Source organism: Mesorhizobium sp., from assembly GCF_024509055.1.
Lineage (GTDB): Bacteria > Pseudomonadota > Alphaproteobacteria > Rhizobiales > Rhizobiaceae > Mesorhizobium.
This window is the reverse complement of sequence record NZ_JANINM010000385.1, coordinates 55952-70230: the sequence shown is the minus strand read 5'-3', so window position 1 is coordinate 70230 and position 14279 is coordinate 55952. Positions and strand designations below refer to the sequence as shown.

At 62.1% G+C, this 14279-nt stretch carries 10 protein-coding genes; 7 read left to right on the top strand and 3 right to left on the bottom strand.

All coding sequences use genetic code 11. The features are described from left to right. Positions 1-5: 5 nt before the first annotated feature. The gene (locus tag Q0L57_RS18950; RefSeq protein ID WP_296744634.1) at positions 6-3635 is read right to left on the bottom strand and encodes an ATP-binding protein; all 3630 of its coding nucleotides are present in this window, start codon (positions 3633-3635) and stop codon (positions 6-8) included. Positions 3636-3919: 284 nt separating this feature from the next. On the opposite strand from Q0L57_RS18950, the gene Q0L57_RS18945 reads away from it, so the two are divergent. Genes Q0L57_RS18945 through Q0L57_RS18940 form a run of 3 tightly spaced genes read left to right on the top strand, consistent with a single transcriptional unit; the run spans position 3920 to position 5863 of the window. Next, complete coding sequence (locus Q0L57_RS18945; RefSeq protein ID WP_296744633.1) at positions 3920-4567, top strand: ParA family protein; 648 nt, start codon at positions 3920-3922, stop codon at positions 4565-4567. A gap of 2 nt (positions 4568-4569) precedes the next feature. Then, complete coding sequence (locus Q0L57_RS34290; protein WP_366940933.1) at positions 4570-4863, top strand: ribbon-helix-helix domain-containing protein; 294 nt, start codon at positions 4570-4572, stop codon at positions 4861-4863. A gap of 46 nt (positions 4864-4909) precedes the next feature. Next, complete coding sequence (locus Q0L57_RS18940; RefSeq protein ID WP_296744632.1) at positions 4910-5863, top strand: replication initiator protein A; 954 nt, start codon at positions 4910-4912, stop codon at positions 5861-5863. 770 nt (positions 5864-6633) lie between these two features. On the opposite strand, the gene Q0L57_RS18935 is transcribed toward Q0L57_RS18940, so the two are convergent. After that, positions 6634-7391 (bottom strand): IS5 family transposase gene (locus Q0L57_RS18935; protein ID WP_251652389.1). Its coding sequence is split into 2 segments (ribosomal slippage): positions 6634-7070 and positions 7070-7391, totalling 759 coding nucleotides; the frame shifts between segments, so codons are not numbered across the junction. A gap of 298 nt (positions 7392-7689) precedes the next feature. On the opposite strand from Q0L57_RS18935, the gene Q0L57_RS18930 reads away from it, so the two are divergent. The 4 genes from Q0L57_RS18930 to acs all read left to right on the top strand — a co-directional run bounded on the left by Q0L57_RS18930 (position 7690) and on the right by acs (position 13823). After that, the gene (locus Q0L57_RS18930) at positions 7690-8766 is read left to right on the top strand and encodes a GAF domain-containing protein (protein WP_296744631.1); all 1077 of its coding nucleotides are present in this window, start codon (positions 7690-7692) and stop codon (positions 8764-8766) included. Positions 8767-8906: 140 nt separating this feature from the next. Further along, a complete protein-coding gene (gene adh, locus Q0L57_RS18925; protein ID WP_183937418.1) occupies positions 8907-10427 on the top strand; it encodes an aldehyde dehydrogenase in 1521 nt (506 codons plus the stop codon). Positions 10428-10506: 79 nt separating this feature from the next. Then, positions 10507-11541, top strand: coding sequence for an alcohol dehydrogenase AdhP (gene adhP / locus Q0L57_RS18920; protein WP_066278433.1), 1035 nt, complete (start codon positions 10507-10509; stop codon positions 11539-11541). Further along, positions 11541-13823, top strand: a complete 2283-nt coding sequence (acs, locus tag Q0L57_RS18915; protein ID WP_296744630.1) for an acetate--CoA ligase — start codon at positions 11541-11543, stop codon at positions 13821-13823. Before adhP ends, acs begins: the two co-directional genes overlap by 1 nt. 188 nt (positions 13824-14011) lie before the next feature. Here acs and Q0L57_RS18910 read toward each other — a convergent pair. Next, positions 14012-14279 (bottom strand): hypothetical protein (locus Q0L57_RS18910; protein WP_296744629.1); only part of this gene is annotated, 268 nt, incomplete at its 5' end.

The window sequence follows — 14279 nt, the reverse complement described above, 5'->3', positions numbered from 1 at the left end:
GACGCTTACTCGCTCACCGTTCCCGCATCACCGAGCGGACATTGCAGTTCAAATTCGACGCCGGTTGCCGGATAGGCAATCTGCGCCTGACCCCGGAAATACGCACGAAGCGATCGCTCGATCATCGTCGAACCGAACCCACGCCGTGTCGGCACGTGGACTTCAGGTCCGCCAACCTCCTTCCAGTGCAGCGAAAAACGGCGTTCTTCGCCATTGTGTCCGTTCGTTACAGCCCAGGTGAGATCGATATGTCCCTCTGGTGTGGATAGTGCTCCATATTTTGCGGCATTGGTCGCCAACTCGTGGAGTGCCAGTGCGAGCGCCAGCGTCACCTGGGGCTGAAGCGTGACCCTAGGGCCAGAGGCATGGATACGCTCGCCCACTCCGCCATGCGGTGCCAACGCCTTGCTGACGAGCTGGAACAGGTCAGCCGATTCCCATGAGCCTGCGGTCAGCACGTTGGTCGCCTCGCCCAATGCCGACAGGCGCGAGGCAAGCGCCTGCGCGGCTGCTGCGGTGCTGTCGGCCTGACGCAGCGTCTGCGAAGCAACGGACTGGACGACGGTGAGGACGTTCTTGAGGCGATGGCCAAGTTCGTTGTTGAGGAGCAGTTGCTGTTCCTCGGCACGCTTGCGGTCGCGAATGTCGCGAGTGACGGTGCCATAGCCCATCGGTCGCCCGTCGCTGTCGGTCACCGGGAAGATGGTGCAGAGCACGGGAATGCGCTCACCCGTCCGGAAATGCCGGAAGGTGCGCTCTCCTGACCATGAACCTGTTTCGTCGACGTGCGGCAGCACCTCGTCGGCGACGATCCGCGCTTCCTCCGGTGAAAAATAGTCGGCGATGGAGATCGCGCCGATGTCGGCATCTTCCAGTCCGACGAGCTCACGCGCGGCATCGTTCAGGAAGAAGGACGTGCCATCGGTTCGTGCCATACCGATGAAGTCGGTGCTGTTCTCGACGATGCGGACAAGCTGGTTGCGCTCCTCCTCGTTCTCGCGGGTCGCGGTGATGTCGCGCGACACCGACAGGATGCGTTCGGGCTTGCCATCCGGCCCCATGATCGGGCTGACGGCAACGTCCCACCATCGCGGTGTGCCGGCGAAAGTGTTGGCCCGGCCGATGAAGCTGCGCGTCTCGCCAGCGCGTGCAGCCTCGACCGCTGCCCTCGCTTGCTCGTTGCCGCTGCCGGTCCAGAAGTCCGGCCAAGGACAGCTTGCGACCTGATTAAAGTCGCTCACCTCCATGATCCGCTGTCCGCCTTCCGACATGAAGGTCAGGCGACCATCGAGGTCGAGCACCTTGATGCAGTCGGTCGAGCTGGCCAGCACACCGGCCAGAAAGGCTTCGCGATCGGCAAGCTGGCGGTTTGCCTCACGCAACTCCGCCGCGTTTTCGCCGCGCAACCGGGCTAGCCGGATCGCGCCCTCCACCTTTGCCAGCAGTTCGCGGGCGGCGAACGGCTTCACCAGATAATCGTCGGCACCGGCTTCGATCCCCTCGATCGATGCTTCCTCGCCGGCGCGGGCGGACAGCAGGATGATCGGCAGATCGGCGGTGTCCGGGTCCGAGCGCAGCCGCTTGATGAGGCCGAAGCCATCGAGCCGCGGCATCATCACGTCGGACAGGATGAGGTCGGGCGCTACTTCCACTACCCGCTCGGCTGCTTCCTCCCCATCGGCAACCGCCTCGACCCGGTAGCCGGCATCGCTCAGCAGCCGTTCCACATAGCCACGCATGTCGGCATTGTCGTCGGCAAGCAGAACCGTCTGCCCGCGCGATGCTTCGCTCGTGGCGGGATCAGCCAGGGTCTGCGCCGGTGCATCTCCACCGCCCGGCAACCAGCGCAGCGCCTCTGAGACGAACGTCTCGGCCCGCGTTGCGGTGGAAAGCTGGGCCGGTGCAGCCGGAACGTCCGTGGGGACATGAGCGCGACCGAACGGCACGGTAACGGTGAAGGTCGTGCCTTCGCCAGGGCGGCTTGCAACCTCGACGCTGCCGCCGTGAAGCTGCGCGAGGTCCTTGACCAGTGCAAGGCCGATCCCGGTGCCCTCGTGGGTGCGGCCCTGCTGCCCCTCGATGCGATGGAAGCGATCGAACACCAGCGGCAATTCGGCCTCGGGCACTCCGACGCCGGTGTCGATCACATCGAGCCGGACATTCTCACCTTCCGCGCGAAGCTTGACGGTGACGCCGCCCGCCAACGTATATTTGAAGGCGTTGGAGAGAAGGTTGAGAACGATCTTCTCCCACATCTCGCGATCGACCCATACCGGCTGATCGAGAGGTGCTGCGTCGATGACGTAGGCTAGCCCTGCCTTGTCCATCGCCGAGCGGAATGTGGACGCGAGATCGGCGGTATAGCTGGCCAGATCGGTCGGCTCGAACGCCGCACGTACCCGGCCCGCCTCGATTCGGCTGAAATCGAGCAGCGTGTTGACCAGACGCAGCAGGCGCTGCCCGTTTCGCTGCACCAACGCCAGTTCGTCGCGGTTTTGTCCTTCCGCACGCGAGAGCATGTCCTCGACGGGACCCAGCATCAGCGTCAAGGGGGTGCGAAACTCATGGCTGGCGTTCGAGAAGAACGCCGTCTTGGCTCGATCCAGCTCGGCGAGCTGTTCGGCGCGACGCCGCTCCTCGGCATAGGCTTCGGCATTGGTGGCGGCAGTGCCGATATGGCCTGCCACGCGCTCGAACAGCGTCTGATAGTCAGCGTCGAGCCGGCGCCGCGCACTAAGCCCTGCCACGAGGAAGCCGAAGGGTGCTTCCGGTCGGCTGCTCAGGATCGGCACCACGAGCGCCTGTTCGACCGGCTCGGGCCAGGGCGTGCCGGGCAGGCGGTCGCCGAAACGGTGCGCCAACCCTTCTACCCTAAGCGGCATGCCGCTGCGCATCACGTCGACGAATGGCCAGATCGGGTGGCCCTCGGCAGGAATGTTTGTGGGCGCGAGGTCTTCACCATCGATACGACCGGCCTTGCCGACAAGGCGCAGCGCACCGTCCTCGTCACGCAGATAGACGAGGAAGAACGGCGCTTCCTCCGGCAGTCCGGCCATGCGTTGGGCCGCGACCTGCCCGGCATCGTCCGAGGTCCGCGTATGCGATGTCGCCTCGGAAATCTCGCGCAGCAGCCGCTCGCGTCGTTCCGTCAGCACGCGGTGCGTCGTCTCGGTAACCGCGGTGAAGACGCCTTCGACCTCGCCGGTTTCGCCGCGTACCGGCGAATAGCTATAGTAGAAGTAGCATTCCTCGACATAGCCGAAGCGGTTGAGAGGCAGGAGCTGGTCGTCGGACCAGGTGGCCAAGCCTTCGTTCATGACCTGATCGAACATCGGACCAATGATGTCCCAGATTTCGGCCCAGACTTCATATCCTGGACGCCCCAGCGCCCAGGGATGCTTCTGCCCCGGCACCGGCGACCACGCGTCGTTATAGATCAGCGCGCGCGTCTCGCCCCAATAGAGCACCATTGGAAAGCGCGAGCCGAGGATGATGCTGACGGCGGAGCGCAGCGCCGTCGACCAGCCTTCGATCGGGCCGAACGGCGTATCGGTCCAATCCTTCTCGCGGATGAGGCGCGCCATCTCACCGGGAAAATCGAGGAAAGCGGTGTTGCTGGTTGGTGCTTGGAGCAAGACGGCCGACATACCTGAGAGTTGCATGAACGGCGATCGCCGCTGACGAGAGATAGATTATCGGGCGGCACTTAGAAAGCGGCCCGATCCAGCCACTTATGTTAGATGAGCGATCCTCGCTCCATCATCCCCAAAAGGGACAGCCGTAGGCAACGCCCCGTCGCTGGTCAGTCGTTGGCGCAATCCACAGTTCTGCTCTGGACATGAGGCACTCGCGCAATAGCAATTGTGCGATCCTGCCATTTTGCATATCATCAATTCAGCATTATTGAGGGTGTGCACACTTGCATATTATCACGCTTGCAGCGCAAAAAGGGGGTGTCGGTAAAACGACGCTGGCGGTGAATCTGGCGGTTGCCGCTGAAGCGGCCGGGATAAAGACCGCTCTTTTCGACCTCGATCCGCAGGAGAGTGCGACTGCCTGGAGCGAGCGACGGACAGCCGAATTACCCCACGTCGAACCGATCAGTGCGCGCCGCCTTGATCAGGCGATCGATGCGGCAGAGGCCAACGGCTTTGGGCTTACGATCATCGACACACCGCCGGCAGCGGGTGCGGAAGCCGCCGCAGCGGCGCAGCGTGCCGATCTGGTCGTCATTCCCTGTCGTCCGTCATTGATCGACCTCGATGCGATCAAGCGCACGGCGCAGCTTATCACCAGTACCGGGCGAACGGGCGTGGTCGTGCTGAATGCCGCCCCGCCTACCGCAACCACGTTGCTGGACGATGCCAGAACGCTTGCTGAGGCGACCGGCTTGCGAGTGGCGCGTGCAGTGTTGCGGGAGCGCAGCGCCTACCGAGCGGCATGGCCTTATGGCTTGGGCGTCATCGAGCATGAGCCGAAAGGCAAGGCTGCTCTAGAGGTTGCAGCCTTGCAGAAACACATATTTGATGATGTGATGAATTGCACACCTGCAAATGTGAAGGCTTGATTATGGCGAAACGAACTTCCCTGCTGGGGCCGGCAGTAGTGTCCCCCTCCCCTCGCGAACCCGAGCCGGATCATCAGCCGGCTCCGTCGACCTCACCCTCGAGTGCAGCACGGTCGAGTGGCAAGCGGCCGGGAAAGTATCACCTCGGAGCATATTTCGATCCGGCCGATCCTACGGCGGAGGCATTTCGTGTCTTGGCCGCGCGGACCCGGCGCAGCCACCAAGACCTTCTTGCCGAGGCGATCAGCGAGCTGGTCGCCAAGTATGACGCCGACAAGCAATTCGGCCGTATGTGATAATGTGCACATCTGCAATAATGCAGAACGGCAGGATTGAAGCGACATGACCAAGCGCCAGAATCCCAATCCCGAGTTTGATCTGTTCATCCCGTTGATGGGCGACCTTCCGCTGAAGGATCAGCGGGAGACGATGGAGCGGCCGTTTTTCTCGCTTCAGAAACGCAAGAGGGTGAAGCCTATCGAGTATAGCAGCCCGGACGGCGAGACGTGGGTGAAGATCGAGGCGATCCCTGCCTATGGCATGGCGACGATCTGGGACGCCGATATTCTGATATGGGCCGCGTCCACGCTCAACCGGATGCGGGAGCAGGGCGTCAACGACCTTCCCCGAACACTTAAAACAACGTCCTATGACCTGTTGAGGGCGATCAAGCGCGATACTAGCGGCCGGGCCTATCAGGAGCTGCAAGCCGCACTCCAGCGGCTTCAGACGACTTCTATATCGACCTCGATCCGCGCACCCAAGCGGCGCACCAAGGCCGGTTTCAACTGGCTCGATAAATGGACGCTGGAGGTGGACCCGGACACCGATCAACCGCGCGGGATGACCATCACGCTGTCGGATTGGGTGTATGAGGGCATAATGGGGGAGCGGTCGCTTCTCACCATGCACCAGGATTATTTCCTGCTGACTGGCGGGCTGGAGCGCGCCCTGTATCGTATCGCGCGCAAGCACGCCGGCAACCAGAAGGGCGGGTGGACGTGTCGCGTTGAGGTGTTGCGCGACAAGACCGGCAGCGACAGCAAACCGAAAGAGTTCAATCGGATGCTGCGCAAAGTGGTGGAGGCCGACCAGCTCCCCGATTATGCGATGCAGATGGCTGCAACAGCCGATGGCAGTCCTGCCGTGCTGTTCCGACTTCGGGGTGAAGCTGAGGCGCTGGCGCTGACTGCCAGGTTGGAAGCCGAGCAGGAACGTCGGAACCGGTTCGATGCCGATCGCCGCCGCGCTGCCGAGGTGGACGACCTAATGGACAAGCTCGCCGGAGAACGCTGACTATCGTGGTATCACACACCGCAAGGCTCATCCGCATCAAAGGCGACAGCGGACAACGAGCGCTGAGAGTGTGGATTGAGCAATAATCGACCCGCAAAGAGGCAAGCGGTCATCGTGGGATCACACACCTAACCGTCGTGGGATCACACACCCCACTATCGTGGGATCACACACCGAATCACGTGGGATCACACACCGGACGGTTTCTCAACCTATTGCACAAACGCGGTTTTTTGACCTCTTTTCGACCCTTAACCTTTTTAACGATTCCTATTTAACAGAATCACTTAACCGCGGACACGCGGATCAAACGACAAGGAAAGGGGATGCGGAATTGCCCTAAGGGGCAATGAGCCTTTGCTGCGTGCCGGCTATCGCCGCCACAGGGGCGGCCTATCGGCCGCAGGCTTCCGGGAGAAGCCAAGCCGATCCGGCGGTGTGCGCCTATCGGGGCTCACTGCACGAAAGTGCGGTTTACGTACGCTAGACGCGAACGGATAGCGAACAGCAGCAAGTTGGTGGGACGTGTGATTGTGTATGCGTCCGGGCACCGCCGTCCAGCGGAGCGCCCCACACTCAATGACCGCTTCCGGGTTGTGCCCGGAGCCGATCTAATGGCTAGGTCTGGGTGGTTTCCGGACATGCGGCTTTCGGGAGACCGCAGGCGATAGCTGCCGTCCCAAAAACGATGGTGTTTTGGGACAGTTACATGCTTACCGCAGTGGCACCCACCAAGCGCGCGATCATGCTTTAAGGTCAGGACTCGTTGATTACAGCCAGAAGATGACGGTGGCAGCGAGGGCGATGGCGGAGAAGAAGACGGTCGGGCAGCGGTCGTAGCGGGTTGCGACGCGGCGCCAGTCCTTGAGGCGGCCGAACATGATCTCGATGCGGTTACGTCGCCGATAGCGGCGCTTGTCGTACCTGACCGGCTCGTTGCGGGACCGCCGCCCTGGGATGCAGGGTTGGATGCCCTTGGCCTGGAGCGCATCCCTGAACCAGTCGGCGTCGTAGCCGCGGTCACCTAGCAGCCACTGAGCCTTCGGCAGGTCGTCCAGCAACGCGGCCGCACCGGTGTAGTCGCTGACCTGCCCGGCGGTCATAAAGAAGCTCAAGGGGCGTCCGTTCGCATCGGCTACGGCATGGAGCTTGGTGTTCATGCCGCCCTTGGTGCGGCCTATCAGGCGGCCAAGGCCCCCCTTTTTACCCGCAGGCTCGATGCCGTGCGGTGCGCCTTCAGGTAGGTGGCGTCGATCATAACCGTCTTCGGCTCGGCGCCTGCCGCCGCCAGCCCTTCCATCATCCGCGTGAACACGCCTGCCTCACCCCGGCGCTTCCACCGGTTGTAGAGCGTCTTGTGTGGCCCATAGGCGCTGGGCGCATCTCGCCAGCGCAGCCCATTGCGGTTGACGAAGACGATGCCGCTCAGAACCCGTCGGTCGTCCACCCGCGGCCGGCCGTGGCTCTTGGGAAAGAACGGCCGCAGCCGCTCAATCTGCTCATCCGTCAGCCAAAACAGGTCACTCATTCCGGTCTCCTCGCGGAGCCTGAATCAGATCGCGACGCTCACATCAATGGGTCCTGCCCCTAACTAGGCTCTCATACCATTCCCGATCGGAAGGGTATGAAAGACAGTCAGAACAGTCCGTTTCCGTTCGGAAATCGGAAATCGGAAATCTTCTCAGCTCAAGGTTGGAGTTCAATGATGGAAACGTCTGGATCTGGTTCAGGCTCCGTAGTAAGCGCAAAATGAGCGACCTGTCCTGACTGACGGACGAACCGATGGGCGGCTGCAAGCAATTGCCGGATGGCACGATGCAGGCAGGGTGACCGGTCAGCGTGATGTCAATTTATCGACGCAAGGATACCTTTCTTCACACCAAAGGCCGCTGGCGGGATGCAGAACACTACGGCATTGGTTCGACAACTGGCGACATTTCGTGTATCCCGGCGCGATGAAGGATCGGCATGAAGCAGTTGTCGAAGAGGTCCTGCATTGCTCAGCCAGTGCCGCGCATTCGCTTGTTGCTGCCAGCTGGTGTCGTTCGGGCCTAAAGCACGGTCTCGACGCAGGAGCCGATCGGGTTCCAGATCTTGTATCTGCAAGTGACCTGATTCAGCGGCGGCAACGCTGTGAGTTGATGCTGGAGGTCGCGCGTCCCTTGCTCGACCAGCTGTTCCAGATCGTCTCTGCCACGGGTTGCGCCGTGATGCTGTCGGACAATGACGGTGTCGTTCTGGAAGCGCGTAGCCTCGCGGGTGACCGCGAGCTTTTCGATCGGATCGGCTTGACGCCCGGCGGAGTGTGGAGCGAAAGCCGGGAAGGCACGAACGGGATCGGCACCTGCCTGATCGAGGGTCGACCGGTCACGATCCATCGAGATGAACACTTCGCCAGCCGGAATACGGGCATAAGCTGCATGGATGCGCCGGTGCGCGATGCGACCGGCCAGCTTGTCGGCGCCTTGGATATCTCGAACTGCCGCTACGACCACAGCGCCGCGATGGGAATGCTCGTTCAGAAGATCGTGCAGGATGCCGCTCGCCGGATCGAGAGCGGCATCTTTCGCGCGCATTTCGCCTCGTACCGGATCATCGATGCCAATCTGCCAGGCGGCGATGCAGCCTTGCTGGCCGTTGATCGGGACGATCTGGTCATCGGCGCGACCTTCGCTGCAAGGCATCGGTTCAAACTGACCAACGCGTGTCTCGGGGGCCGCCGCACGGCTTCGAATATCCTCGGTGGCGAAGAAGCCACCTCGTTCGCTGACTCGGAACGGGCTTTCTTGCGCCGCGCGCTGGCGCGGGCAGACGGCAACGCCACCAAGGCGGCAAAGGAACTCGGCATCGGTCGAGCTACTCTCTATCGTCGAATGGAAAGGGTAGGTTTGCAGCGTCGCTGACATATCTGGTCTCCCCATTGTCTCGATAGCGAGACAATCGACCCATTCCATCAACCGGCAGTCCCTGTGCACCGCCGCCATCTCGCGGAACTATCGTCCTCGCGACCGGAAGGATCCGGCGGTTTCGAGAGGATGACGTGATGGACATACAGACCAACCCCGCCACTTCGATGACGGTGCCGTTCGCGGAACGCTACGACAACTTCATCGGCGGAAAGTGGACCGCGCCCAAGGACGGGCGCTATTTCGACAACATCTCGTCGATTACCGGCAGATCCATTGGTCAGGTGGCACGCAGTCAGGCGGCCGATGTCGAAGCCGCGCTGGATGCGGCGCATGCGGCGAAGGAGGCCTGGGGCCGCACCAGCGTTAGCGAGCGAGCCTTGATCCTCAATCGGATCGCGGACCGGATGGAGGAAAATCTTCGCGAGCTCGCCATCGCGGAAACCTGGGACAACGGAAAACCGCTACGCGAGACAATGGCCGCGGACATTCCGCTGGCGATCGATCACTTCCGCTATTTCGCAGGCTGCATCCGCGCGCAGGAAGGCGGTATCTCGGAGATCGATCACGATACGGTCGCTTATCATTTCCATGAGCCACTGGGCGTGGTCGGCCAGATTATTCCGTGGAACTTCCCGATCCTGATGGCGGTGTGGAAACTCGCACCGGCACTGGCGGCAGGCAATTGCGTGGTATTGAAACCGGCCGAACAGACGCCGGCGTCGATCATGGTCCTGATGGAAATCATCGGCGACCTGCTGCCCGCCGGGGTGGTCAACGTGGTCAACGGCTTCGGCTTGGAAGCCGGCAAGCCGCTCGCCAGCAGCAACCGCATCGCGAAGATTGCCTTCACGGGCGAGACGACGACGGGTCGGCTCATCATGCAATATGCCAGCGAGAACCTGATCCCGGTGACGCTGGAGCTCGGCGGGAAAAGTCCGAACATCTTTTTCGAGGACGTATGTCGCGAGGACGACGATTATCTCGACAAGGCGATCGAGGGCCTAGTGATGTTCGCGCTCAACCAAGGCGAGGTATGCACCTGTCCAAGCCGGGCACTGGTGCATGAGAACATTTACGACCGCTTCATGGAACGCGCGATCCAGCGCGTTGAGGCGATCAAGGCAGGCAATCCGCTCGATCTGGAGACAATGATCGGCGCGCAGGCATCATCCGAACAGCAGCAGAAGATCCTATCCTACATCGATATCGGCAAACAGGAGGGCGCCGAACTGCTGACCGGCGGCGAGGCAGCCCGGTTCGAAGGCGATCTTGCAGGCGGCTACTATGTAAAACCCACCGTGTTCCGTGGCCATAACCGGATGCGGATTTTTCAGGAGGAAATCTTCGGACCGGTCCTGTCGGTCACCACCTTCAAGGACCAGGATGAGGCGCTGAACATCGCCAACGATACGCTTTATGGCCTGGGCGCGGGCGTGTGGAGCCGGGATGCGAACACCTGCTACCGCTTCGGCCGCGCGATCCGCGCGGGACGTGTGTGGACCAATTGCTACCATGCCTATCCCGCCCACGCGGCGTTCGGCGGCTACAAGCAATCCGGCATCGGGCGCGAAAACCACCGCATGATGCTCGACCACTATCAGCAGACCAAGAACATGCTGGTCAGTTACAGCCCGAAGAAGCTCGGCTTCTTCTGAGGCGAACAGCCCGGGCACGGCGACGCGGAGTTTCGCCCGCCGCCCGGCCTTCGAACGATAAAACTACAGGAGAGATGTCATGAGCAAGACCATGAAAGCCGCCGTCGTGCGCGCCTTTGGCGAGCCACTGCGGATCGAGGAAGTTCCGGTGCCCGAGGTCCAGCCCGGCATGATCCAGGTTGCCATTCAGGCCTCCGGTGTGTGTCACACCGACCTCCACGCCGCAGAAGGCGACTGGCCGGTAAAGCCCGAGCCGCCCTTTATCCCGGGCCACGAAGGCGTGGGCTTTGTCTCCGCTGTGGGCAAGGGCGTGACCCACGTGAAGGAAGGCGACCGGGTCGGCGTGCCTTGGCTCTACACCGCTTGCGGTCACTGCACGCACTGCCTCGGTGGATGGGAGACGCTGTGCGAAAGCCAGTTGAACACCGGCTATTCGGTCAATGGCGGGTTCGCCGACTACGTGCTGGCCGACCCCAATTATGTCGGCCACCTGCCGGACAATGTCGGCTTCAACGAAATCGCGCCGGTGTTGTGCGCGGGCGTGACGGTCTACAAGGGCCTGAAGATGACCGATACCCGGCCCGGCGATGCGGTCGTCATCTCCGGCATCGGCGGTCTCGGCCATATGGCGGTACAATATGCGGTGGCCATGGGGATGAAGGTGGTCGCCGTCGACGTCGACGACGCCAAACTCGACCTCGCCCGCAGGCTCGGTGCGGTGGAGACGGTCAACGCACGGACGGACAATGATCCCGCCACGACGGTAAGGCGATTGACCAGCGGAGGCGCGCGCGGCGCGCTGGTGACCGCGGTGAGCGAAAAGGCCTTTGAACAGGCGGTCGGCATGATCGGGCGCGGCGGCACCGTCGCGCTTAACGGCCTGCCGCCGGGTGATTTCCCGCTCAACATCTTCGGCATGGTACTGAACGGTATTACCATACGCGGCTCCATCGTCGGCACCAGGCTGGACCTGCAGGAATCGCTCGAATTCGCTGGCGACGGCAAGGTGAAGGCGACGATCTCGACTGCCGGTCTCGAAGACATCAACTCGGTGTTCGACCGTATGCGGCAGGGCCAGATCGAAGGGCGGGTCGTCCTCGACCTGACCGTATAATGGCGAACGGTGACGAGCAGGACGAGGGAAAAATGGGGCGGGCCGCTTTGGTTCGCCGTGTGATTGCCACCGAGGCGGGAGCGGCGCTGCTGGCCGAAATCGTCGACCGTCACGGCCCGGTGCTGGTCCACCAGTCGGGCGGTTGCTGCGACGGTTCCAGCCCGATGGTTTATCCCCGCAGCGAGTTTTGCCTTGGCGGATCGGACGTGCTGCTCGGCACCATAGGCACCACGCCAGTCTATATCGGGGCGCAGCAATTCGCGGCATGGAAGCACACGCAGCTGATCCTCGACGTGGTGGAGGGACGGGGCGGGATGTTCAGCCTCGACAACGGAACGGGCCGACGCTTTCTCGTGCGAAGCCGTGTCTATGAGAAGGCCGAGATCACCATGTTGGCGGCAACCGACAGGCTTCACGCGATGCAAGCATCGGTGGAGCGCGATCCCGACGCCTTTTGGCTGGCCGAGGCATGCCGCCTGAACTGGAGCGTCTTCCCGACCAAAGCGGACGAGAGCAGCTTCGACAAAGCCGACTTCGGCATTCGCTGGTTTGCCGACGGCGAACTGAATGTTTCGGTCAACTGCCTCGATCGCCATCTGGATGCCCGTGGCGACAACGCCGCCATCGTTTTCGAAGGGGACGAGCCGGGCGAGGGGCGAACCCTCACTTACCGCGAACTGCATACGGAAGTCTGTCGTTTCGCCAATGTGTTGAAGGGCCGCGGAGTCGCCAAGGGAGATCGGGTAGTCCTGTACATGCCGATGGTACCCGAAGCCGCGATCGCCATGCTTGCCTGCACACGAATCGGCGGGGTACATTCGGTGGTGTTCGGTGGCTTTTCACCCGATAGTCTGTCTGATCGTATTTCCGATTGCGGCGCCAAGCTCGTTATCACCGCCAATGAAGGCAGGCGCGGCGGCAGGTCGGTTCCCCTAAAGGCCAATGTCGACGCGGCCTGTGCAAAGGCGGGCGGGGTCGAAACGGTTATCGTCGTACAGCGGACGACGACCGAGGTCGATCTCAAGGAGGGCCGCGATTGGTGGTGGCACGACTTGAGCAAAGGGGTCGATGCCGATTGTCCGCCCGAGCCAATGAATGCGGAAGATCCGCTGTTCATTCTCTACACCAGCGGATCGACCGGCAAGCCCAAGGGCGTGCTGCACAGCACCGGCGGTTATCTCCTGTGGGTCACGCTCACCACGGATCTTCTATTCGGGTTAGCCGACGACGATCTATTCTGGTGCACGGCCGATGTCGGTTGGATCACGGGCCACAGCTATGTCGTTTACGGGCCGCTCGCGAACGGCGCCAGCACGGTAATGTTTGACGGCGTGCCGACCTATCCTGATGCCGGACGCCTATGGGAAACGTGCCAGCGTCTGGGCGTCACCGTGTTCTACACCGCGCCGACCGCGATCCGCGCGCTGATGCGCGAAGGAGAGGAGCCGGTGAAACAACACGATCTGTCCCGGCTGCGGCTGCTCGGCACCGTAGGCGAGCCGATCAATCCCGAGGCCTGGAACTGGTATCACCGCGTGATCGGCGGCGAGCGTTGCGACATCGTCGACACATGGTGGCAGACCGAAACTGGCGCGGCGCTGATCGCGCCCGTGAACGGCACGGCGGAGGCGAAGCCAGGATCGGCGACCAAGCCGCTGCCGGGTGTATTTCCGGAACTGGTCGATGCCGAAGGCCGCACACTGGCCGGCGCGGTGGAGGGCAATCTCGTCCTCACCCGTAGCTGGCCCGGTCAGATGCGCACGGTTTACGGCAATCACGAACGCTTCTTTCAGACCTATTTCAGCACCTACCCGGGCAGCTATTTCACCGGAGACGGCGCACGTCGCGATGCCGATGGCGATTACTGGATTACCGGCCGGGTGGATGATGTGATCAACGTATCGGGCCACCGCATGGGCACCGCCGAAGTCGAAAGCGCGCTGGTGGCGCATGAGCGTGTGGCGGAAGCGGCGGTGGTGGGCATGCCGCACGATATCAAGGGACAAGGCATTTACGCCTTCGTGACGCTCAACGCGGATCAGGATGGCGACGAGGCCCTGCGTGCCGCGCTGTGCAAATGGGTGCGCAGCGAGATCGGTCCGATCGCCACGCCCGATGCGATCCAGTTTGCGCCCAGCCTACCCAAGACGCGCAGCGGCAAGATCATGCGCCGCATTCTGCGCAAGATTGCCGAAGGGAAACCGGGCGAAGTCGGAGACATGTCAACCTTGGCCGACCCTGCGGTGGTCGACGAACTCGTGGCCAACCGCATCAGCGCCTAGGTGTAGGCGCTTGCAATCATAGCAGCCTCTGCTCGCAAACAGAGCGACTTCCTGCTCAGATTACCTGACAGCGGGCGGGACGGGCTGCTCATGCTAAATGACAATGTGCTCGCCATCATCCGCGCCCGCTCGCAATCGTAGTCGGCCTGCTCACGCTTTCTGCCAGTCTGAGGATGCGATGACGGACATCAGCCATAGCTGGTGAAGTTCACACCAATCAACGTTCCGACGATCAGCGCAACGCCCAGCAGGGCCATAGCCATGAAGCATCGTCGACCCCAACCGACGTTCGCGATCATTCCCACTGCAACGGGGAGTCCGATCATCCAGGCCAGATTGGCCGGTGATCTGAACGCAAATGCGTCTGTCACCAACACGCAGACCGTGGATGCGACCGCGATGAAGCACACCTGTAGAAGGTATCGGTGTCGCGCAAGTGCTGGCGATAGCATCATA